General features: G+C 69.6%; 17 protein-coding genes and 1 pseudogene. 7 read left to right on the top strand and 11 right to left on the bottom strand.

The window, feature by feature from the left end; genetic code table 11:
• Positions 1-92: 92 nt before the first annotated feature.
• The 5 genes from F8271_RS18660 to fxlM form a co-directional block, all read right to left on the bottom strand.
• Positions 93-986: a thiopeptide-type bacteriocin biosynthesis protein gene (locus tag F8271_RS18660; RefSeq protein WP_151491043.1), complete on the bottom strand. Its 894-nt coding sequence runs from the start codon at positions 984-986 to the stop codon at positions 93-95.
• A gap of 13 nt (positions 987-999) precedes the next feature.
• Complete coding sequence (locus F8271_RS18655; protein ID WP_151491042.1) at positions 1,000-2,070, bottom strand: lanthionine synthetase C family protein; 1,071 nt, start codon at positions 2,068-2,070, stop codon at positions 1,000-1,002.
• Positions 2,067-4,832 (bottom strand): lantibiotic dehydratase, encoded by a 2,766-nt coding sequence (locus F8271_RS18650; RefSeq protein WP_151491041.1) that lies wholly within the window; start codon positions 4,830-4,832, stop codon positions 2,067-2,069. Before F8271_RS18650 ends, F8271_RS18655 begins: the two co-directional genes overlap by 4 nt.
• Positions 4,833-4,900: 68 nt before the next feature.
• Positions 4,901-5,056: an FxLD family lanthipeptide gene (gene fxlA / locus F8271_RS18645; RefSeq protein ID WP_151491040.1), complete on the bottom strand. Its 156-nt coding sequence runs from the start codon at positions 5,054-5,056 to the stop codon at positions 4,901-4,903.
• 12 nt (positions 5,057-5,068) lie between these two features.
• Positions 5,069-6,316, bottom strand: coding sequence for a methyltransferase, FxLD system (fxlM, locus tag F8271_RS18640; RefSeq protein WP_151491044.1), 1,248 nt, complete (start codon positions 6,314-6,316; stop codon positions 5,069-5,071).
• Between the two features lie 533 nt (positions 6,317-6,849).
• Here fxlM and F8271_RS18635 point away from each other — a divergent pair.
• Entirely contained in the window at positions 6,850-8,235 is a 1,386-nt protein-coding gene (locus F8271_RS18635) for a helix-turn-helix transcriptional regulator (protein ID WP_151491039.1), read from the top strand.
• Here F8271_RS18635 and F8271_RS18630 read toward each other — a convergent pair.
• The 3 genes and pseudogenes from F8271_RS18630 to F8271_RS18615 form a co-directional block, all read right to left on the bottom strand.
• Positions 8,208-9,396, bottom strand: a pseudogene (locus F8271_RS18630) (alpha/beta hydrolase family protein). The gene F8271_RS18635 and the pseudogene F8271_RS18630 sit on opposite strands and share 28 nt — an antisense overlap.
• A gap of 888 nt (positions 9,397-10,284) precedes the next feature.
• On the bottom strand, positions 10,285-11,001 hold the full coding sequence (locus tag F8271_RS18620; RefSeq protein WP_151491038.1) for a creatininase family protein: 717 nt from the start codon (positions 10,999-11,001) through the stop codon (positions 10,285-10,287).
• A gap of 3 nt (positions 11,002-11,004) precedes the next feature.
• Positions 11,005-12,237 carry a helix-turn-helix transcriptional regulator gene (locus F8271_RS18615; RefSeq protein ID WP_151491037.1) on the bottom strand — a complete coding sequence of 411 codons (1,233 nt, stop codon included), beginning with the start codon at positions 12,235-12,237 and terminating at the stop codon, positions 11,005-11,007.
• A 284-nt stretch (positions 12,238-12,521) separates the two neighbouring features.
• Between F8271_RS18615 and F8271_RS18610 the strand changes: the two genes are divergently transcribed.
• The 5 genes from F8271_RS18610 to F8271_RS18590 all read left to right on the top strand — a co-directional run bounded on the left by F8271_RS18610 (position 12,522) and on the right by F8271_RS18590 (position 17,798).
• Positions 12,522-13,928: an APC family permease gene (locus F8271_RS18610; RefSeq protein ID WP_151491036.1), complete on the top strand. Its 1,407-nt coding sequence runs from the start codon at positions 12,522-12,524 to the stop codon at positions 13,926-13,928.
• On the top strand, positions 13,925-14,938 hold the full coding sequence (locus F8271_RS18605; protein WP_151491035.1) for an acetamidase/formamidase family protein: 1,014 nt from the start codon (positions 13,925-13,927) through the stop codon (positions 14,936-14,938). The genes F8271_RS18610 and F8271_RS18605 overlap by 4 nt, the downstream gene beginning before the upstream one ends.
• A 14-nt stretch (positions 14,939-14,952) precedes the next feature.
• On the top strand, positions 14,953-15,636 hold the full coding sequence (locus tag F8271_RS18600; RefSeq protein ID WP_151491034.1) for a GPP34 family phosphoprotein: 684 nt from the start codon (positions 14,953-14,955) through the stop codon (positions 15,634-15,636).
• A gap of 44 nt (positions 15,637-15,680) precedes the next feature.
• On the top strand, positions 15,681-16,349 hold the full coding sequence (locus F8271_RS18595; protein WP_151491033.1) for an N-acetyltransferase: 669 nt from the start codon (positions 15,681-15,683) through the stop codon (positions 16,347-16,349).
• A gap of 282 nt (positions 16,350-16,631) precedes the next feature.
• Positions 16,632-17,798 (top strand): tetratricopeptide repeat protein, encoded by a 1,167-nt coding sequence (locus tag F8271_RS18590; RefSeq protein WP_225854610.1) that lies wholly within the window; start codon positions 16,632-16,634, stop codon positions 17,796-17,798.
• A 207-nt stretch (positions 17,799-18,005) separates the two neighbouring features.
• Here F8271_RS18590 and F8271_RS18585 read toward each other — a convergent pair whose 3' ends face one another.
• On the bottom strand, positions 18,006-18,830 hold the full coding sequence (locus F8271_RS18585; RefSeq protein ID WP_151491032.1) for a class I SAM-dependent methyltransferase: 825 nt from the start codon (positions 18,828-18,830) through the stop codon (positions 18,006-18,008).
• An 81-nt stretch (positions 18,831-18,911) separates the two neighbouring features.
• Positions 18,912-20,372: a tyrosine recombinase XerC gene (gene xerC, locus F8271_RS18580; protein ID WP_151491031.1), complete on the bottom strand. Its 1,461-nt coding sequence runs from the start codon at positions 20,370-20,372 to the stop codon at positions 18,912-18,914.
• Positions 20,373-20,647: 275 nt separating this feature from the next.
• Between xerC and F8271_RS18575 the strand changes: the two genes are divergently transcribed.
• Complete coding sequence (locus tag F8271_RS18575) at positions 20,648-21,976, top strand: hypothetical protein (RefSeq protein WP_151491030.1); 1,329 nt, start codon at positions 20,648-20,650, stop codon at positions 21,974-21,976.
• Between the two features lie 61 nt (positions 21,977-22,037).
• On the opposite strand, the gene F8271_RS18570 is transcribed toward F8271_RS18575, so the two are convergent.
• A partial coding sequence (locus F8271_RS18570) for a DNA-binding protein (protein ID WP_151491029.1) occupies positions 22,038-22,359 on the bottom strand: 322 nt, incomplete at its 5' end.

Below are 22,359 nucleotides of genomic sequence, written 5' to 3'. Positions count from 1 at the left end.
TCAACGCCGCTGGATCACCCGCTGGAAAGCCGCCCTGAACGCCTTCGAGATCACCTTCGAAGGCCGCCTGTCCGCAGGCCGCAAGTAACCCATCAAGATCCAGTTACACCGTTAAGTTGACAGTCCCCCGGCCGCACCTGGTGGAGTCGGTGTCTTCGCTGGTAGTGGGCTGTTTGCCGCGGTACTGGTGTCGTCGTCGCCATCGTGACCGGGTCTGGCAGGTTTTTATCGGGCAGGCCGAAGATGGCTTCCTGGGCCGCTCGGGCGAGGGTGGCCTGGGTGGTGGCGGGTAGTCCGAGCCTGTTCCAGTGGAAGATCACGTGCAAGGCGATTACTGCCCGCAGACCACGGGTGAGGGTGCCCCTTTCCCGTTGGCGGTGTAGAGCTGCGCCGGCGTGTGCGAATGCGGTGTGGCAGTCGCCGGGGGTGCGAGGTGCGCCGAGCAGCAGGCTTCGAACGTCTCCGGTGAACCTCTCCCACCTTGGGGCATCGGTTGTGCGTGACTGGTTGAGGTGTGCTGCGCGGTGCTCGACGACTTGGGACCAGACGTCGCCTTGCTCGTTGAGGTCCAGCCCTGCTGCGCGCATCAGGGCGGTGCACAAGATCAGCGAGTGTTCGCGCCGGGTGGTGGGGTGCTCGTGGAGGTAGGTGAGGAGGTGCCGGCTGTCGTGGTGGAACAGCGTATGGGCGGTGGTCATGGCGTCGTGGCCGCCGAAGGCGTGGGTTTCGGGTTCGTAGATGTCGCCGGTCCAGGTGGCCCCTTCGGTGAGTAGCCGTCGGGCCCTGTCTTCGCTGTCTGGGCTGTTTGTGGGGAGGTAGCGGATGCGCCAGGCGCCTTTGCGGATGAACCACCAGGAGGTGATCAGGCCGGTGGTCTCGGCGGCGGGAAGCACTCGGCTGAGGTGGGTGACCGCCTGTTGCTCTCGCTCTCGGGCGGTGTGGCCGGGAAAGGTGATGTTGACCTGGTGCCAGGGGGTGTGGTTCACGGCGGCTCTTTCGTCAGGTGAGGAGGAGACAGGCGTCCCAGGCGGTGGTGGCGGCGGTGACGAGGTCGGCTCCTGCCTTGCCGATGAGAAGCCCTTCAGGCTCGTTGGGGGTGGGGGCGGTCTGCCGGTGGAGATCTTCTACGGCCGCCAGGGGTATCGAGGTCAGGGCGTCGGAAGCGACCCGGCGGGCGGTGGCCACCAGTCCAGCGGTGCCGTGGCACAGGCTTCGGTCGGTGAGCCGTCGGAGTTGTTCGGGGTCGGTGACGCAGGTGGTGAAGGCGGCCTCGGCGAGGCGCTGCCGTGTGATGTCGTGCAGGGCTTGTGCGGCGAGTTGCTGGGCTCGGGCGATGCCGGGGGTGCCGTAGCACCAGGACGGCCGCAGTGGGGTTACTTGGGTCGGTGTTGCGCGGTGTAGGTCGGTGAGGGTGATGGTTTGCGGCCACCAGATCGTGCCGTCGGTGTGCTGCTGCCAGGCGTCCAGCCATCGGCTGATGCGGTTGATCGCCGTGGTGTGTCCGGCGACGATGATGCCGTCGCGGAGGGTGAGGGCGAGCAGGGTCAGCGGACCCGTGATGCCGTGGGCCATACCGAGGTTCGCGTGACCGCCGGGGGGCGGTGGCTGGCGGCGTTCGGGGCCGTTCCAGCACCACCAGCCGGGTAGCTCGCCTTGCGGTTCGGTGAGCCGGACGAGGTAGTCCAGGACCTGGCGGAGCAGTTCGTTATCGCCGAGCCTGCGCAGGACGACGCCGAGCCCGGTCAGCCCGCGGATGAGGTCGTACTCGGCGTAGTGCGGCTGCTCGTGGCGGTCGATGCGTCGGTGGGCAGTGTCGAGTCGTCGGCGTGTCACTGTGGCGGTGCCGTCGGCGGTGACCGCTCGTGCCGGGGCGAGCCCCGGATGGTCAGTGCCGGCGAGGACGAAGGCGAGCGCGGGAGCGCCGTAGAAGAGGCTGGCTCCGTCGCTGATACTCACGCCACCGGCGGTGGCATGGCGCAGTGCCTCGTACGCTGCCGGCCGGTTGCCGGTTTCGAGGTGCAGCAGGGCGATGCCGGCCGCGCCGTCGGCGAGGGACTGCCCTGCGGTCACGGCTTGAGCCTGGCGAGGGTGGTGCGGGCGATGGTGCGGGCCAGCCGCAGGCAGTGCTGTTCGGAGGTGGGGTCGACGCCGATCATGCGGGCGTGGTGCAGGTGCAGCAGGTCACCGAGCACCTCGTCGGGGTCGAGCCCGTCATCGGCGACCAAGGAGCGGTAGGCGACCAGCGCTGCGGCGAGCCGGTCGTCATGGACTGGGCGTCGGGCGTGTTCGAGCTGGGCGGGGTCGAGGCGAGGGCCGGTCCGGTGGGCGACGTGGGTGGCGAGCCAGCGCGGCCCGTCGCCGGTGAAGGCGTCAGCGATAGCGATCATCCCGGCGGCGGTGGCGGCCTGTCGGTCGCCGGTGAGCCGGTGCAGGGCGGCGCGGGAGTCGGCGGCGAACACCCGCTCGGCGGCGGCGAGGGTCGCTGCGGCGCCGTGGCGGGTTTCGGGGCGGTACGGGTGCAGGCTGTAGTCGTGGACGAGCGCGTCATCGTGCAGCTTCTGCACCCAGCCGCCGAGGTGGCGGGCGATGTCGGCGAACCGGCCGGTGTCCGGTAGTGGGATGCGTAGCCGCAGGTGCGGCTCGGGGTGGTGATACCGCAGGAACCACCAGCCGGCCGGTAGGTGGTCGGCCGAGCGGCCGGCGAGGTCGGCCAGGATGTCATCAAGCCGACCATGTAGGTGCGCCTCCAGCCACTGCGACCGCCCAGGCCAGTACTGCAGAGTGGTGGCTGGTCGGGCTGGTCGGGCTGGTCGGGCTGGTCGGGCTGGTCGGGCTGCCGGCGCGGGGTGGGTGAGGGTTAGCAGAAGTTCGGCGGGGCGGTCGTCGATCCAGCCCGCTGGCCCCGGAGCCTCGGTGATCACGGTGCGGGGATGCCGGTCGAGGTGGTCGCGTAGGACCGCCAGGTGGGCGGGGTCGTCCAGGTCGAGGCGTAGGCGGATGTCGTCATCGCCGACCAGGACCTGCTCCGGGATGTGCCGTTGGAGGCGGTGTCGTCGCCAGGCGTCACACCACTGCGCCCATGCTGTCCCCTGAGCGGGAAGCGCGGTGTGGTCGACGATCCAGCGCGCGGGGTGCACGATGGTGCGTCCCCGCCGCAGGCGGGGTAGGAACGGCAGGCCGCTGGCGTGGCCCCAGTCGAACCGGCTGCACGGTGCCGTCCAGGCGGTCCAGATCTCAGCCAGGAACCGCATCAGCGGCTGCTGCAGCGTAGGCAGCAGGACGCTGTTGAACAGCAGCGGCTCGACGGGCTGACCGGTGGTCAGCGATACCAGCCACAACCGGCGGCCGTCGCCGGTCACCGCCAAGTCCTCGATCGTGTGCGGCGGTGCCGGGTGGAAGTCGCCGACAGGGAGGACTGGCAGCAGCTCGGGCGTCCGGGCTACTGCGGTGAGGCGGGCGTCAAGGGGTGGTCCGGACAGCTGCAGCGGGGCCGCGCCGGGCAGGGCAGTCGGCAGATGCCGGTAGACCTGCTGGAATCCGGCGAGTTCGGAGGGGGTGAGCAGGTGCAGAAACCGGGCCGCGGCGACCCCGGCGTGGCGGGACCCGCTGAGCACCGTCAGGGTGAACGCGCCGAGGTCCAGGTCGCGCGGGGTGTCGGCGGTGAGGGTGAACCGCAGTTCGGTATGCGGGATCGGCGGCCGATCGTCATTCCAGCGGAGCCGGTCGATCAGCTCGTCGTCCAGCACCACCTCGGCGCAGCCGTCGAGTGCGGCCTGCTGCGCGAGCTGGCCGAGCAGCCGGTCGCGGGCGGTGAACAGCGCTGGGGCGCGGCGAGTGGATCCCCGGTAGCCGGCCGGAAGACCCAGCACGTTCAGCACCTCACGGACGGGAACGGCCGCTCCTGGGCCCCATCGCTCGATAAATGCGTTGTGGTACTCGACCCATCCGGGGGTAGGTGGTGGCGCTACCGCCACGAGCGTGGACGCGGCCCGCTCCGCCTCCTGCAGTACCGGCGGAGGCAGGGTCACCGCGATGTCGGCGCGGAGATCGACGGCGGTCCGGCTGCCTGGCTCCGGAATGACGTAGTGGCGGGCGACGTATGCGGCCGGGTCGGTGGCGGTCGTGGGTGGGCGTAGGGCCGATAGCAGCACCCCGGTGTGGACCAGGTCGGCCAGCAGCCGCTCGGCGTCGGCGATGCTGGCAGGCCCGGCGATCGTCGCGGCGAGTGCGGCGAACCTAACCGGGGACCGCGCCGCCTGGATCGCGGCCCGAATCGGGCTGGTCAGGCGGACCTCGACGTCCCACCGCCGATCGGCGCTGGCGTGGGCACAGGGCAGCACCCACCTGTCGCCGCGCCGGTATCCCAGCGAGTTCGTCACCACCGCGACGGTGCGCAGAGTTGCCAGGTCCTGCTCGGCCCGCGCGGTGTGCTCGGTGATGAACTGGCCGTCGGAGCGGGAGACCGCACGATGGGCGTCGTCCAGACGGACCGCCGCGCGAGCGCCGAACTGGACCGGGGCGACACCGGCGAACGTGCCGAACGGAGTCGCACGGGTGGTCCAGCGCAGTAGGTACCGGACCGCTGACTGCAACAGGCGCCGCAGCCGCTGCCGAGGCACCGGCTCCCCGCTCAGCGCGCGTTGGATCTGGTCGGCCAGCTGCGGCGCCGCGCCGGTAACGGCTGCCGCGAATCCGGGCAGCGTCCACGTCTTGTCCAGCCACTCACGCCACTGATCTGGATGACCGTGGGCCATGTCGGGCCAGGGCGGCAGAACGAGATCCTTGGGGTAGGCGGCGATTCTGATCAGCGCCGCACTGCTTGCGGGAACCATGAGGCACCACCGAATCGTCGGGCCCGGCGTGCTCGACGCCGGGCCCGATCATGAGAGGAACGGATGGGTCAGTTGCCGCCGTCGCACCTGGTGGTGCAGGCGTTGGAGCCGGTGTTGCCGGAGCCGCACCCGTCGTCGGTGGCGGTGGCGTAGCCGCCGGCGGTAGGGCCGGCGTCGACCAGGCTGACGTCCAGGGCGAACTCCGAGGTGTCGGTGTCGTTCACGTGCTTTCCCTTCTATGCGGGGGTGAAGGTGAGGACGAAGCGGCTGTGCCGCTTGTCCAACACCGTCCCGGCCGGCAGGTCGCCGTCGGGAGTACCAGTGGGCAGGACGTGCAACACCGGTGAAGGGCTGCCCGAATCCAGCCACGCGCGCATCTGTCCGACCATCCGACCGGCCGCCGATGCGGCGTCGGGCCCATGTGCACAGGCGCCGAGGTCAAACATGTCGTCGTCGTTCCAGCGCAGCGTCGAGCGGTAGCAGAACGCGCCGTTGTTAAGGGCGGCCGGTGTGCCGAAGCGCCACGCCGGGGCCACGACGCCGGAATCCACGGCCTCCTGCTGAGCCGTGAGAACAACGAAAAGTTGTCCCGCATCGGTGATGCGGGACGCCAGCCACAGGTCGAGGTCAGCCAGGACAGTACGAGGGGGCAGGCTCACCCCGGCCCATGCCTGCGTCTGCGGCTGCGGCTGCGCCAACAGCTCACCGACCGCGAGGCGATTGACCTGCTGATCTTCGTCCAGCCGCAGGTGAACCCCATCGGCGATGTCGACGTACCGCACCTGATGTGCCCCGACGCCCTGCATCGACACGAACCCGCACAACCGCTGGCTGCGGCTGACCAGCCGATCGCCGGTCCGACGCATCGCCCATGAGCGGGTCATCCCGAACGTCCGTAGCGGCACGACGAGCGTTCCGTTCTCGGCGAGCTGCGCGGTCCAGGCCGGTGAGATGTCCCATGCGCCGACCGTGACGATGATCAAGTCGTATGAACGGCCCGGGTTGACCGGTTGCTCGGCGTCCGCGCACACCACGGCCACGTCGTCGTAACCCGCCGCGGTGAGGCAGGCAGCGGCCCGGCCGGTCACCTCGGGATCAATGTCTATGGTCGTGACGGAGCCCGACGGGCCGACCAGCTCGCGCAGCAGCGCGGCGTTGTATCCGCCGGAACCGATCTCCAAGACGTGCCGGCCGGCCAGCCCACCGTCGACGGCGTCGGCGGCCTGACCGAGCATCTCCGCGATGAGCCACGGCGCCGACACCGAACTGACCGCCTCGTCGCCGATCCGCTTCGTCACCACGGCCTGGTCGGCCCGGTACGCCTCCGCTAGCGCGGCATCCGGAGTGAACAGATGACGTGGCACGGACCGTAGTGCCGCCTCCACCTCGGGCCGCATGACCAGCCCTTTCTCCATGTGATCAGCGACGAGCTGATCGACCATCGCGGCATGGAGGTCCTCGCCGCTCGCCGTGTCGACACTCATTCCGGTGCTCTCCCTCTCCATCAGGACCTCCCGATCGGGTGGTCCGCCGTACCGCTCTTCTCGGGCTCAACAGAGCGTCAAGCCGCTGGACTCGCCAAGTCACACGGGTATCTCACGTCGATGTGGTGCCGGTCGAAGGTTCCTCCTACTGGCGCTCATGGGTGCCCGGGTAAGCGCCCAGATGCCCATAGGCATGATCGTTCGTGCGGCGGGAAGGCCGGGGTGCCGCCGTTTATCAAGATCTCGGCGCGGAGCGGACTCCTCCTGCACTGCAGCCTCCCGTGCTAAGTCGGTGGCGTATCTGACGAGCAGCCAACGGGACGTCTCCACAATCGCCCGTCGAGTCGGTGGAGTGAATGCCGAGCATGCGGACGAAGCGGCTGTCCGCATGTGCGCCACCGGTGAGCGTCTCTCGTACCTGTGCATCTCGGTGTTCGTGGTTGCGCCGCACTGAACACCGAGCGACCCTAGGTGCGCGACAGTCACGCTGATCATCGCCATAGTGGTGCGAACAGTCACGAGGAGGCGGTGCTATGGGCCAGACCCCGCGGATGCTCCAGCCGTCCCTGTCCGAGCGCCACTTCTTCGGAGCCGAGCTGCGTCGGCTGCGGGAGCGGGCCAACCTCTCCCAGGCGCGACTCGGCGCGATGATCCGCTTTAGCGCCGACCTGGTGCGTCGTATCGAGACAGCGGACCGTTTCCCATCCCGGGAATTCGTCGAGGCCTGCGATAGGGCGTTGGAAGCCGGAGGGGCCTTGACCCGCCTGCTGCCTCTTCTCGAGGAAAGTCGCAACAGCGAGAACATGCGGGCAACTTCCCCGAGCGGTTCTGGCAACGCAGACACCCTGCTGCCCACCCATTTGAAGGAGAAGCCCGGGGTGGCGGGCATGGTCGTCCGTGTTCCCTTCCAGCCCGGTGTCCTCGATCGCGCCGCCCTTGACTGGCTGAACGCTGCGGCGGACCCCCGGCCGCCCGTGGTCGGACGACCCGGCTCGCCTGACCAGGTTGACGAAGAGGATCTTCATGCGGCGGAGATTGCTCTGACGATGTTCCGGCAGTTGGACCACACCCACGGTGCCGGACGAGTCCACGCGCAGGTGCAGCGATACGTCGAAGGCGAACTGAACCGGCTGTTGGCGAACACTCCCACCTCCGAGACTGTCGGCCGGCACCTCTACACGCTGGCGGCCGGATTCTTCGAGCTCTGCGGGTACCAGGCGGTCGACACCGGCGCCCATGGCCTCGCCCAGCGCCGCTACCTCCGCGCTCTACGTCTGACGGAAGCCGCCGGCGACCGCCTGTACGGCAGCTATCTGCTCGCCGTGAACATCGGCCACCTCGCGCTGCACTGCGGCCAACCCGAGCCGGCACGCCGGATGGCGCTGACGGCCGTGAGAGGAAGCGAGACCCAGGCGACGCCCGCCGTGGCAGCCGCGCTGCACGCAGTGGTGGCGCGCACGCAGGCCCGCCTCGGACGCGAAGACGACTGCCTGACCCACCTCGACATCGCGGAAAGGCAACTGGACCGTGCCAAGCCCAAGGACGAGCCGGCGTGGATCGGGTACTTCGACGCGGCGTACCTCGCCGACGAGATCGCCCACTGCTTCCACGACCTTGGCCGACCGCAGCACACCCAACGGCACCTGGGCGACGCCCTCACCGCCCTGAGCCCCACCCACGTCCGACGACTCGCCATCGACACCGCGCTCCTGGCCTCGTCGCTGGCCACCGCCGGCCGCATCGACGATGCCTGCGCCACCGCACGCGAGGCAGTCGACCACGCCGCACGAACCACCTCACACCGCTGCCTGCAGCGCATCGTTGAGGTGCAGGCCGACCTCGAGCCCTACCGGTGCGAGCCGGAGGTCCGCGAGTTCGGCGAGTACGTGCGTCACCGACTACCGCTGGCGGCCGTGTAGCCCCCGTTAGTCGTTAACCGCATCCGCCATCACCGAGCGGTAGTGACCCAGCTCCGCCTCCAGCGCCGCGCCCGCTCGACGGGACGACGCCACATAGTGTCCGACATCGGCAAGAAGCAACACCTCAGGTGCCATGCCGAGAGACGTCAACTCGTCGGCGAGTTCGCGGACATCCTCGACCACGGCCACCTCGTCGACGGTGCCATGAATGAGCAGCACCGGCCGTTGGACAGCAGCGGCACGGACCCGGCCGGCACCACCCCGCAGCCGCATCGCGTGCGCCCGCTGGAACCGGGGCACCGTCTGCGCCCACTGGTCAGGATCCACGATCGCCGACACGGCGGTGGCAGCGGCGAACGGGCCGTCCTGGGCCACCGCGTGCAACGCGGTGTATCCGCCGGCGCTGGCACCACGGATGAACACCTGACCCGGCACCGCCCGTCCCGTCGATAGTAGGTGAACCACCACCGCCGCGCAGTCGCCGACATCGTCCAGACCCCACCGGCCGTACAGCGACTCCCGGAACACCCGGCCGTACCCGGTGCTACCCAGGTAGTCGACATCAACAACGGCGAACCCGCGGCTGGTGAAGAACTGGACCTGCCAGTCCAGGCGCAGCTGGCAGGACGCAGTCGGCCCGGGATGCGCCCGGACGATCAACGGTGCCCGCCAGTCCGCCGCCGAGCCCGTCGGCGGATACACCAGGGCAAGGACCTCCCGCCCACTGGCCACTCGGACGCGCAGCTCCGTTGGGGTCGATACGCGCGTGCGGTCGAGTGCGGCGTGCTCCGGCCTGGCAAGCACCTTCACCTGGGGGTCAGCGTCAGCCATGTCTACGAGCGCGATCTGCGGGGCTGCGGTCGGCGATGATCCGATCAACGCCACCGTCGTCCCTCGAACGGCCAGGTACGGCTTGATCGACGTGTACGGCAGGTCGACCGGGCGAACAATGCCGTCGGTCTCGATGACGAGAAGGCGGTGTCGCGGCCCCTCCTGCACGATCAAGACAATCCGACCATCGTCGAGGAAGCCATACGACGCGTAACCCAACTCCCACGGCTCCGCGGCGCACTCACCCGCGATCGGCGCCACCGCCTCCACCCCGTGGCCGTCCCAGCGGTAGAGGTTCCACCAGCCGCTGCGGTCCGAAACGAAGTACAACGCCCCGCCGGGTCCCCACTGCGGCTCCACCGCAGACTCATTCGGACCGCCGGCCAGTCTCACTGCGCCGTCGACCTGATGACGCGGCGAGTAGGACGCCACCCATATCTCACACGCGTCCCAGGGCATGTCGCGCTCGCTCCACCTGGTCCAGGCCAACCAACCCGGACCCGGCCGAGGCGCACCAAGAAACCCCGGCGACGAGACCAGAGTTCGCACCGTCGGAGCACCGGTGAGCGACAACGCGACGAGTTCGTCACCCTGCCCCGACTCCCGCACAGCCAGCAACTCGCCGTCGCCGACCGTCAGGTCACCGAAGGATCCATGAGCGATCAATTCGAGTTGATCGTCGGAACGACGACTCCGGTAGAGGCCATCTCGACCGACGCACCACAGCGTCTCCTCGGCAGCAGCGAAAGATCCACCCCCGTACGCGTGAACGCCGCTGGCGACATCAAAGCCCTTCGGACTGACATCACGCATGCCCTCGCCGGACCGCCACCGTGTCACCGCTGTGCCCCCGCCGGCGTCAGGACGGGTCTCCAGCCAGTACAGGGCGTCATCACCCATACGCAGTTGGTCGTAGCTCACCGAGGCGCGGACGGCGTCTTCCACCGACACTTCAGCGATCCTGTCAGCCGGCCTCACGGGTCCTCCTCGAACAACTGCACGCGGGGCGGACGACGGCGGTCTAGTCAATCGGTCGCCGGGACACCGGGACTGCCAGGTCTTTCGTACCGGTGTGCGGGCCTAGACGGCCGACTCTACGTCCGAGCGCCGCGCCCCTTCCCCTGTCCCCGGAGCAACCCGCAAACTGCCTCCGCCCGATCGCTCTCCCCGGGGGCAAAGTCGATACGGACAACAGCTCCCGTTCAGCATCACTCCTGATCATCCCTTGTGTCTCAACAGGAGGCCGTGATGGTCGGCGAAGGAGCGAACGAGATCTTCGAGTACGGCTTTGCCCTGGGCTGCGGTGGCGTGGGACGGCAGGCCGATGACGCCGCTGGTGGTGTAGCCACTCATGCCCTGCGTGAGGAGGTGACGCCGATCGTCCGCTAGATGGTCGGCATGCTGGAAGCCGTCACGCACCACCTCTGGCGCGACGTGCAGGAGCAGCGAAACCTCGAGCTCGCCCGCGTGCATGTCCTGGTGAGCTGTGCTGTGTAGGCCTGCGGCCGCTCGGGCGTCGTCCCAGTCGGCCCGAGAGGGGAACAAAGTCATCCTCGGTCCGGCGACGTTGGCTTCCTGAACGACGTTGGCAAGCGCGTAGTTGCCGCCGTGCCCGTTGATCACAGCGAGCTGATTGATGCCTGATTGACGCAGGGAGCCGGCGATGTCACCGACCACGGCGGCGAGCGTGGTGGCGCTGATACTGACCGTTCCAGGCCACGCCGCGTGTTCGTGGGAGCAGGAGATCGTCACGGGCGGCAGCAGAAAGAGCCCGTAGCGCTCGGCGACTGCCTTCGCGATCGCGCATGCCACGATAGTGTCCGTCAGCAGCGGCAGGTGGGCACCGTGCTGTTCAAAGCTCCCGACCGGAAGGACCGCGACGGACGCCGCTCGCTCGGACTCCTCGGTGCTCGTCGCCGTCGTGATCAGATCCACGGGCTAATGGTTGCATGCTTCAAGAGTGGCCTGCCGATAGTCGCGCACGAAGGCCGCCGCCTCCGGAACGGCTGTCTGCTGGCGCAGGGCCACCGCTGTCGGGTTCAACCAGCGCAGAGCCCGCGCGGACGAGGTACCCGTGGCCAAGGCCAATGCGTTGGTGGCCTCGACCGCTGCGCGCTCAACGTCGCCACTGTTGACGTAGGCGGTGGACAAGGCCGATCGCCACAGGGCCTCATCGACGCGCCACTGATCTGGCCATTGGCGTAGGAGTTGCTCGTAGAGATCGGCGGCAGCCGCCGGTTGACCGAGGAGCAGACGGCACTGCGCTTCGTGGGCAGCCACATACACCAGGTCGCAGTGGGCACCAACATCGACCGGCAACGCCGAGCCCCAATCGGCGCGGCCGGCGATCCTGTGCGCCTGGTTGATGGTGGCTGCGCAGGCGTTCTGGTCACCTCCCATCGCGTAGGCCTGGGCCTGGCGGACCAGCAGTAGAGCGCGGATGCGGCCTGGCAACCGAACTTCGTCCAGTGCCCGCTGCGCCAAGGCAGCAGCATTACGCGGGTCGAAGCGCTCAAGGGCTCGTTGGCTCTGCCTCATTAGGACATAGCTGGCAAGCGTCGACGCGTTCGCTTCGACGGCGTGCCGCTGGGCGCGTCGCAGCCATGCGTCAGCCTCGGCGGCGTCGCCCTGCTCGTCGATCCAGCTGAGGAACTCCGCCCACAGCGCCTGCACGATTAGTACGTCTCGGCGGTCGGCTGAACGGCTTCGCCGCCCGACGGCGGCTGCGACGCCAATCTGCGCATGGGCAGTGGACGCCATCCCGACATATCCGGTGCGGTTTCCGGCAACGGCCAGACTGGCGAGCTGCTCGTGCCACGAGCGGAGCAGGTCGGTCTTGTCGGGGTGATCGATGAGCGCCCGGAGTTGGCCCTCCGCACCCTCGGCCAAGCGGTAGCCGACACTGGTGAGGCGGCGCGCACTCTCCAGGTCTGCCAGGAAGCGGACCAGCTCGCCACCTGTCTGCAATGCGCCCTCACACGACTCGACGAAGCGGGCGGACGGCCAACGTTCGGCCTTCTCCACCTTGCCGATGAGGTCCCCACTGACGTGCACCAGCCTACCTAAGGCACGCTGGGACAGCCCGCGACGCTCGCGCCACTGCCGAAGCGCGGCACCGAATCCATGCAGCGCCGATCGATGCGGGCTCAGCTGTCGTGGAGTTTGCGCCACCGGTACTCCTGGTTGCCGTCTGTCCGTCGCTGCCGGATCCGGACAGGTCCGACCGTACGTGGTCGAACGCTACGCGGACAGTTGCATGCGGACAACACCGTATGTCCGCATCAACGGTATCGACTCACCTAGCCCGGTGAGCAATTCTCGTTGCCGAGATACCCGTTCGCATGCTCGACGAAATCGTTTGTGGCGTTTCAAGATCGAAGAAGCATTTTCCTTCGCTGACGAATGAGCTGCGAAATAGCGTGATTAGCCAGGACCCAAAAAGCTTGAGGAGTCTGATGAGTTCCCAGAATGACCTCTCCAAATATGGTTATCGACAGGAGTTGAACCGTCAACTACGGTTCCGGGACCTGGTCGCGTACGGCCTGGTGTACATGGTGCCGATCGCGCCGATGGCGATCTTCGGCAGCGTGTACGCCGGCTCCGGCGGGATGGTGGCCCTGGCGTACGCGGTCGGTGTGGTGGCGTTGGTGTTCACCGCGTTCTCCTACGCGCAGATGGTCAGGGCGTTCCCGATGTCGGGAAGCGTCTACAACTACGCCGGCCGGGGCATCAGCGCGCCGGTCGGGTTCCTGGCCGGCTGGGTGATCCTGCTCGACTACGTCCTCGTGCCGGGTCTGCTGTACCTGGTGGCGTCGGTAGCGATGCACGCCACCGTGCCGGCGGTGCCGGTCTGGTTGTGGCTGCTCGGGTTCGTCGCGGTCAACACGGTCGTCAACTCTGTCGGGATGCGGATGACCGCGATGGTGACCCGGGTGATGCTGGTCGGTGAGTTGGTCGTCCTAGCGGTCTTCCTCGCTGTCGCCGGTTGGGCTCTTGCCTCGGGTAGGGGCAGGTTCAGCTGGGACGCGTTCTACAACTCCGACACGTTCACCTGGTCGCTTGTCGCCGGTGCGGTGTCGATCGCGGTGCTGTCCTTCCTCGGCTTCGACGGCATCTCCATGCTGGCCGAGGAGACCAAGGGCGGTTCCCGGCAGATCGGCCGGGCCATGGCCGCCGTCCTCATCCTGGCCGGGGTGCTGTTCATCGCCCAGACCTGGCTGGCCGCGATGCTCGTCCCCGAGCCGGCCTCGCTGCTCAGCGACGGGGATCCGAACGGCACCGCCTTCTACGACGCCGCGCAGGTGGCTGGCGGAGGGTGGCTGGCGACCCTGTGCGCGGTAGCAACCGCGATCGCGTGGGGCCTGCCGAACTCGATGGTCGCCCAGGTCGCCACCTCACGCCTGCTGTATGCGATGGCCCGGGACCGGCAACTGCCTGCCTTCTTGGCGAAGGTTTCGATCCGCCGGAACGTGCCGATCGACGCGACCCTGCTCACCGGTGCCGTGTCCCTGGTGCTCGGCCTGTACATGGCCACCCGCGCGGACGGGATCACGCTGCTGTCGTCGCTGATCAACTTCGGGGCGATGGTCGCCTTTCTGGTCCTGCACGTATCCGTGGTCGTGCACCACCTCATCCGCCAGCGCAGCGGGAACTGGTGGGCGCACCTGGTCATGCCCGGGATCGGGTTCGCGATCCTCGCCTACGTGGTGGTCAACGCCAACATCGCCGCGCAGCGCCTCGGTCTGGCCTGGCTCGCTCTCGGCGTGGTCGTACTCGCCGGCCTGTACCTGACCGGTCGCCGGCCCGCCCTGTCGGGTCTGGCGCCCGCGCAGCCGCAGGCCCGCCACGTCGAGCGGGTGTGACGACCATGGACGCGATCAGCTACCGGCCCGCCCGCGACGAGCTGGCCTACACCTTCGGTGGCCGGATGCCCGTAGCCCACGTCCGCTCCGGTGACATCCTGCAGGTGCACACCGAGGACTGCTTCGGCGGCCTCGTCCGCGGCCCGGCGGACCTGCCGTCGCAGGTGTGCCGCATGCCCTACCTGAACCCCGTGTGCGGGCCGTTCTTCGTCGAGGACGCAGAGCCAGGCGACACCCTCGCCGTCCACCTCGCCTCGATCGTTCCGGCCCGCGACTGGGGAGTCTCCTCGACGTTCCCGCACTTCGGGGCACTGACCTCCACCTCACATACGGCGACCCTGCAGCCGCCTCTCGAGGAGCGGGTGTGGGTGTACGACATCGACCAGCAGGCCGGCTCGGTCCGCTTTCACGCCACCGACAGCGACCACACGGTTGACCTGCCGCTGGCCCCGATGATCGGCACCATCGGCGTGGCCCCGGGCGGTTTCGAGTCGCGTTCGACCATCGTGCCCGACAGCCATGGCGGGAACCTCGACACACCAGAGCTGCGCGCCGGTACCACCCTGTACCTGGGGGTGAATGTGCACGGGGCGCTGCTCGCCCTCGGCGACGGCCACGCCCTCCAGGGCGAGGGTGAGGCCTGCGGCGTCGGGGTGGAGATCGCCACGACCACCACCCTGATCATCGAGGTCATCAAAGGCGTCCCGACGGTGTGGCCCCGCCTGGAGACCGACACGTCGATCATGTCAGTTGGCTGCGCCCGTCCCCTGGAAGACGCGTACCGGGTCGCGCACCGCGACATGGTCGGCTGGGTGGGTGACCTCACCGGCCTGGAGCAGCTCGACGCGTACCAGTTGGTATCGCAGGCGGGAAGGGCGCCGATCGGCAACGTCTGCGACCCGAACTACACGGTCCTCGCCGCCGTCGGCAAGCTGCTGCTTCCGCGGCCGCAGGCCGCCTACGGCGGGGTGCACGCCCGCCTGCGGCACCACGCCGGCGGGCCACGGTAGGGGACGGGATCCAGATGACCTCGTCCATCCCGCAGTTGCCGTTGCGAGACGAGTTGTTCCTGTTGGGCCACGACGACGACACCGGCCAGCCGCACATCCACCGCCAGGCCCTCGCCCTCGGCCTGGCTGGTGCGGTGCTGATCGACCTGTTCCTGGCCGGGCGGATCGCCCTCGACACTACCGACGACACCGGGCCGGGCGGGGAGCAGCGGCTGTGGCTGCACCTGGACCGGCCGGTCGGGGATCTGATCGCCGACACCGCCCTGGCCTCCATCCGCTACGCCCACCCGACCCCACCGCTGCGGGGGTGGCTGCGCGGGTTCGCCGACGACCTGTACGACCGCACCCGCGCAGGACTGCACGCCGGCGGGATCCTGCGCCACGACGTACGTCGCCGCCTCGGCGGGCTCGCCCGCACCGACCGCTACCTGCCCGCCGACCTCAAGTGGCCGGTCGTCGCCCGCGCCCGGCTGCACTACATCGCCACCGGCCGTGACCAGCCCGACAACCACACCGCCGCCCTCGGCGGCCTGATCGCGACCCTCGGCCTGACCAACCACCTGTACCTCGCCGACGACATCGCCGCCCTCACCGTGCAACTGCGCACCATCGCCGCGCAGCACCACCGGCAGGTACGCGACATCACCGCCGCGGTCGATGCCGCCGTCGGTGACCTCGCCACCGCCGCCTACCGGTGAGCCCCGCGCCATCCCACCCGATCCGCTGCCCTTGGAGGCATCTCATGGACGTCAATCCGCGTATCCGTACCGCCCGGTGGGCGGACAAAGAACCGGTCGCCGCGCTCGTCGCCCACGCCCTGCACTCCGGCCCGCTCGCCCAGTGGCTGGTGCCCGACCCGACCTGCCGGCGGCGGATCCTCACCGACGTGGCGGTCATCTGGGTGGAACACGCCATGTTCTTCGGCGACATCCAGATCACCGACGACCTGAGCGCCGCCGCGATGGGGTTCCACCGCTACCGCAGCATCCCGCCACCGTCGAACTACCGCAGCCGACTGGCCGACGCCGCCAGCCCGCACGCGCGCCAGTTCGAACTCCTCGACCAACTACTCACCCAGGTCCGACCCACCGAACCTCACTACCACCTGGCAGTTCTCGCCGTCCTTCCCGCCGCCCGGCGACGCGGCATCGGCGCGGCGATGCTCACCCACCACGAAAGCCGCCTCGACCGCATCGACATGCCCTCCTGGACCGAAACCACGCCCGACAGCCAGGACGTGTACCGCCGGCACGGCTACCTCCCGAGACCCGCGCTCACCCTGCCCGACGGGCCGGTCATCGCCCCGATGCGCCGCAACCCTCACCCGGCTCCCGGATCCTGGCCCGTGAACACCGCCAGGCCGGCGACCGTCACCGCGCCGACGTGCCCCCAGTCCGACGCGCAACGCTAGGCAGGGTGCAGACGCCGAGGTCACAGCTCTCACCGACCGTCCCCCCGTCTCTGCGCCCGCCAGCTGCGCTGAGCCCACGTCGGGGCGTGCAAGCCGGTCGCCCGCCCGTAGAGGGACGGCAGCGGCGACCGATGTGGCCGGCGGCGGCAGTCCCCCAGCTGCCGCCGCCGGCCACACCCTCCGCCCAGATCGGCAGCAGCCCTCGGTCGTGACCGCCTGCACAAACCCAGCATTGCTGCCCGACCGCCCGAACACGAACACGAACAGCAGGAAGGAACGCAGATGCCGACGCGGACGCCAGTCCTCGCCGCGTGGACACCCGCCTTTGTCGCCGATGTGGTCGCCGCGAGCATCGAGCACGCCGCAGTTGATGGCCTGCGCCGAGCGTTGCGGGACGTGGCCCGCGGCCATGGCCTGTCGCCGGCGACGGTCGAGAAATGGGTCTCGCGGGCCCGCGCCGTGCAGGCCGCACCCGTGCCACCCGACCTCCTGGCCTGCCACACCTGCGCACGTTCCATGATCCTCATCCATCTGCCCGGCTCTGGCAGGGCCTACCTGTGCGCGCCGTCCTGCGGGCGTGCACCGGTGTCGGCCGACGAGATCCGCAGCGCCGTCGCCGCCGTGGTCCTGCACCGCACCCCACACCTCGTCCCACCCGGCAAGACGACCCAGGCCGCCTCCTACGCGCTCGGCCCGATCCAACGCGTCACCGTCGGCGCGACCGGCACAGACCTGCACATCACCTGGAGGGCCGTCTCCCGGCAGGTCACCGGCCCGATGATGGCCATGGCCCAGCGTCTGCACCTGGCCCAGCGCCACGCCGCCGACAACACGCCCGAGCGTGCCATCGACGTCCTGCACAGCGGGCTCCTGCACATCGACCCCACCAGCGGCAGGCTCGCCCTGGACACCGCGACCGCCCGCGCCGCCGCGCTCCTGGCCACCCTCACCCTCACCAGCGGCGAACCAGCCGCCGCGCTGCCCTGGGCCCGGTGGGGGCACCGCAGCCTGCGCCACCTTCTCCGCGACCCCACCAACCCGGAAGTCCGCGCTGCCCTGCGCGTCCTGGCCGCCACCCATCGCGCCGCCGGGAACCTCACCGACTCCGCCGACTGCTACAGCGACCTCATCCGCCACCACACCCAAGCCGACGGACCCTACGCACTACCCACCCTCGCCGCCCAAGCCACCCTCGCCGTCGTTCTGTACGAACACGGCCGCCAAGAACCCGCGCGGCAACTCCTCGCCCGGACCATCGCCGACCACCGCCGCGTCCATCCCCACCACCCCGCCGTCGCGCGCATTCCAGCCGCCTGTACCGCATGCACACCGCAGCTACCAGCCCGCCGGGTCATTCCACGCGCATCGCGACGTCCGCCACGCCCGGCGCCAGTTGGACCGCCCGCACCTGACCACCCACCAGTGGGACAGCTTGCCTGGGCGCACTAGCGCCGAGCAGCACAACCACCACCCGGAGACGGGATGACCGCTGTTCGGTCCGCGGCCAGCCCAGAAAGGTCCGCGCCAGCGAGATCGCTTCGGTTCAGCTCCTCGAACGGCTCGGTGGTGGTGTCCGGCTTCAGCAGGCCCGGCTAGCTCAGGCCCTGTCGACGGGGCATAGATCGCTGGCGCCCTTCAGGCGTCCGCTGCCCGATTTCAGGGGCTGGCTGGATCGGCGTCGTGGTTTCGGCGCGGTGCCGTGTACAGCGCGGTGACGTAGTGGTCGGTCGCCGTCGCGCCGGGTTGGCGGGCGACCACCTCGGCGACGCCGTCGAGGAACGCCTCGCGCTGGTCAGTGCTCAACTCGCGGACGTTCGGGAAGGTCCCCCACAGCCCGCGCGCGCCGTGCGGGGTCAGCTGGTGTTCCCAGCGGATCATCTCGACCTGGACGGGGCCGAACCAGTCACCTGCCCGCAGTTCCGCCGTGCGCTCGGCGACCCGCAGCGGCGCTGGCACACCGGCGGGGCCGCGCCCCTGCCCCGGTAGCCATCGTCGGTGCACCGCGTCCAGCTCCGTACGCCAGGGCGGGCTGCGGTCGGGGTCGCCGAAGACCGTCCACCACACCGCCAGCCCTCCGCCCGGCCGCACCAGGCGGGCCAGCCGTCGCACCGCCGCGCCCGCGTTCAGCCAGTGGAAGGCGGTGGCGCAGACCGCCAGGTCGAAGGTGTCGTCGGGCAGCGCCACGGTGGTGAAGTCGCCCTCGACGACGGTCACGTCGTGGCCGGCCAGGTTCGTTCGCAGCCGGGCCGCCAGCCGGCCACCGAGTTCCACCGCCAGCACCGACGCACCGGAGTCCACGAGGGGACGGGTCACCTGCCCGGTTCCGGGTCCGATCTCCAGGACGCGCGCACCCGGTCGCAGTCCGCAATCGGCAAGCACCTCGTACACCCGCCGCGGGTATCCCGGCCGAGCCGCCTGGTAGTTGTCCGGGTCCTCGTCGAAGCTGCCCCGCCGGCTCAGCATCTGGTCGTCACCGCTCACGTCGCGAGCGTATTCGCTCGGGCGACCGGGGCCGGCCCGGCCGCACGCGCTCGTCCGCTGCCGCTGCGGTGAGGGGTGGTTTCACCCCGCCCTGCGGCGTTTCTGGTTGATCTTCTTTGCGACGGCGTCGGCGGCGTTCTGGTGCATCCGTTTGGTGACGCTTTGGTAGGTGTCGCGGGTCAGGGTTGTGGTGGAGTGGCCGAGTTGCTCGGAGACGACCTTGATGTCGATGCCGGCGTCGAGGGCGATGGTGGCGGCGCTGTGGCGCAGGTCGTGCAGCCGGATCGGGGGCAGCCCGGCTTTGCGGACGAGTTTGCGGAACCGTTGGGTGACGGCGTTGGGATGCCACGGCTGCCCGTCGGGGCGGACGAAGAACAGTCCGGTGTCGGGCCATGCGTCGCCGGCGGCGAGTTGCCAGGCTGCCCGGCGGGCCTTGTAGGCGGTGAGGACTTTGGTCGTGTCGGCGTCGAGGGCGACGTCGCGGTTCCCGGCCCTGCTCTTCGGCGGTTTCTGCACAGCGGTGTAGCCGTGGGTGGCTATCTGGTTGTTGATCGTGGTCTCGCGGCGGTGCAGCCGCACCTCGCTGTCGCGCAGGCCGCACGCCTCGCCGCGGCGGGGCCCTCGGTAGGCCATGTAGTGCCACATCGGATGCAGGTCCGGAGCGTGCGCGGCGGCGTAGTCGAGGAACCGCACGACCTGGGAGTCGGTCCACACCATCACCGGTCCAGGGACCTCGCCGGTGCTCTTCCACCGCTGTACGCGTTCGTCCTCCCACACGATTGGTAGGGGCCGGTCGGCGGGGACCTTGACCAGGGCGGCGGGGTTGGCGCCGACGATGAGTTCGTCGGCGAGGGCGTCGTTGATCGCCTTGCGCAGGCAGGCGCGGATGCGTTGGCGTGTGGTCGCACCAGTGGGTCGCACGCCGGTGACGGACGCGCGGATGGCTGGGTCGGTGCTCGCTTTCGCGGCGGCGATCTCGTCGTTGCGGCGCTCGATGGCGGCGAACATGGCGCGGATGTGGGTGGTGCGCAGCTTGTCCAGCGGAATGTCCCCGAGGTGTGGGATCAGGTGGACCCGGGTGATCGATTCGTAGCCGCGCTGCGTGTTCGCGTCGATCGTGAGGTGGGTCAGCCAGCCGGTGAGGTACTCCGCGACGGTGGGCATGTCGGCCAGCGCACCGTCACCGCGCAGCCGCTGGCGGATGCGGTCGACCTCGGGCAGGGGACGTTTGGCGCGTACGGCGGTTTGCAGCAGGTCGGCGATCTCGGTACGGCGGCGCCGGTCACCATCGGCGAGGGCGAGCAGGTCGCGGGCGTGGTCGAGTTCGTCGGCGGCGCCACGCCGGCTGGGAAGGCCGGAGCGGCGTAGCTGCCGGCGCCCGCCGTCGGTGGTGGGTGGGAGTTCGAGCTGGTAGGCCCAGTGACCGTGCTCGGAGCTCCAGGCGCGGTTAGCGCGGCGTAGTTTCGGGCAGTCGTTTCCCAGTGGCTTGCCCGTGTCGGGGTGGCGGCAGCCGCAACGCTTGAAGATGCTTCCGTCTGGCATCAGAGGTGGTGCTCCCGTTCGTCTGGGTGGTGGGGCATCGGTTTGGTCGATCGACATCCACGCGTGACCGGCGGCCGCGATCAAGTCACCGCGGTTCCAGGTCCGGTGGGTGGTCCATGCGCTGGGGCCGGTGACCGGCAAAAGTCAGATGCGCCCTGCTGGGGGAGTCTGGGATCCTGTCCGGTTCGCGTGAGATCGGGCATGGAGGACGGCCAATGGTGGCGACAGATGACGTGGCGACGGGTCGGGCGCGACGCCCGAAGTTGCATGCGGCAGTGGGCCAGTTGATGGCGGCGGTGCTCGGCGACTTGGCCGCTCGCGACGGCGTGCCGGTGTTCGCGACCGTTCCCGACTTCGGCGAGTGGCACCGCCACGGGCAGGAGTCGTTCGTCGCGATCCGCCGCGGCGCCTGGCAGATGCCGGGCCGGGTCACCGACTACCGGTTCTTGGACACCTTCGCCGAGATGGGGGCGGTGCGGGCCATCGTGGTCGCCGATGAGGTGCTGCGCGAGCGGGTGGATTGCCTCGTCGGGGTGGAGTTCGCCCTCACGCTCCGGCAATTGGGGTGGACGCTGGTTAAGCACGTCCTGGAACCCGTGGTTGCCGCCGTCGGGGGCTACCGGTTCGACCAGGACGCCTTCGACGCCGCGTACAGCAGGTTGGAGGACGGTCTGCTGGCCACGCGGGCGCGGCTGGTCGAGGTGGTCCCGCTCAACGCCTTCACCCCCACCGCGGGCATCGAGGCGGTCACGTTGCCGGACGGCCTGGTGCTGCAGGCGATGAGCGACCGGCAGGTGAGCGCCGCGATCGGCTACCTCGCGGTGCCGATCGCCTTCGCCGATGCCCCGACCTCGGTGACCGTGTCGCGGTTCCACCAGTGGGCCCTGACCCGCTGCACCTCGTACCCGGTGTGCTCGGCCATGGACGTACCCGCCCAACCGACGGCGCCGGATTCTGGCGCGCTGGTCGAGCAAGCCAGCCGTCTCGTGGCTGCGCTGCGGCTGGTGTGCGGTGGGTCCGTCACCGCGACTCGGGCGATCCGCTGCCCACCGGACGACGACTTTCCCCAGGGTCTTGGGCCGACGGCGTCACTGTCGGCGCTGCCCACCTTCGACGAGGAGCGACCGACGATCCTTGGGCGAGAGCAGGTGGAGGCGGTGCGCGAGGTGTACGGCCTCCTCGCGCATCCCGCGGTCCGGGAGAACCGGGGTCTGCAGACCGCGCTGCGCCGGCTGGTCCTGGCCGGGGCCGACCGGGTGCCGACCGACCGGCTCATCGACCTGATCGTCTGCGCCGAAGTGCTGTTCATCAAACTGCCAGGCCTGCCAGCGGATCGTTGGAAGCAGGACAAGGTCGTTGCCGGAGCGACCATGCTGTTGGCGGACGGCCCTGTCCTGCAGGCGCCGCCCGAGCGGCTCGAGGCCCTCCTGCGTCTGGGATACCGGCTCCGCAACGACGAGATGCACGGCGACGACCCGAGCAGGCGGGAACTGCGCACCCTCACCGGCCAGCCGACAGATGACCTGTCAGCCGTCGTGGATGACATCGAGCGGGTGTTGCGCCGCGCACTCGTCCGGCTCCTCTCCGGGGTCGTCGAGCAGTAGTCGGCGGCTGCGCCGGCACGACATACGGAGCTGCGCATGGGGTGTCCTACCCGCGGCGGGGTCACGGCGGAGGGCTGCAGCCCGTGGTGTCTCTGGTCCCGCCCGAATACCCGTCGTCCTCGTCGGCGCCCGCCCCGCCGGTGTCACCAGATGTCGGTACCGGCGGGGACTCGAGGTGCAGTTTTCGCAGGATCGGGGCGGTCGGCACGCGGTAGTACGCGCCGGCTCGGAACAGTGGCACCGGGAAGGCGTCGCGGGCGGCCAGCTTGTAGGCCGCCGAGCGGGATATGCCGAGGATGGCGGCGGCGGTGGCGAGGTCCGTGGTCGCCCCGAGCGCCAGGATCCGCTCGGTGGTCCAGGTACAAGTTGCGTCGTCGCTGTGG

It is taken from the genome of Micromonospora sp. ALFpr18c, from assembly GCF_008868155.1.
GTDB lineage: Bacteria > Actinomycetota > Actinomycetes > Mycobacteriales > Micromonosporaceae > Micromonospora.
This window is presented reverse-complemented; position numbering and strand designations above follow the sequence as displayed.

Bases quoted from the DNA above. Each gene is read 5' to 3' on its own strand.
- F8271_RS18650 (WP_151491041.1), bottom strand. From the start codon at position 4,832: ATGGTTCCCGCAAGCAGTGCGGCGCTGATCAGAATCGCCGCCTACCCC.
- fxlM (WP_151491044.1), bottom strand. From the start codon at position 6,316: ATGAGTGTCGACACGGCGAGCGGCGAGGACCTCCATGCCGCGATGGTC.
- F8271_RS18635 (WP_151491039.1), top strand. From the start codon at position 6,850: ATGGGCCAGACCCCGCGGATGCTCCAGCCGTCCCTGTCCGAGCGCCAC.
- F8271_RS18610 (WP_151491036.1), top strand. From the start codon at position 12,522: ATGAGTTCCCAGAATGACCTCTCCAAATATGGTTATCGACAGGAGTTG.
- F8271_RS18600 (WP_151491034.1), top strand. From the start codon at position 14,953: ATGACCTCGTCCATCCCGCAGTTGCCGTTGCGAGACGAGTTGTTCCTG.
- F8271_RS18595 (WP_151491033.1), top strand. From the start codon at position 15,681: ATGGACGTCAATCCGCGTATCCGTACCGCCCGGTGGGCGGACAAAGAA.
- F8271_RS18590 (WP_225854610.1), top strand. From the start codon at position 16,632: ATGCCGACGCGGACGCCAGTCCTCGCCGCGTGGACACCCGCCTTTGTC.
- xerC (WP_151491031.1), bottom strand. From the start codon at position 20,372: ATGCCAGACGGAAGCATCTTCAAGCGTTGCGGCTGCCGCCACCCCGAC.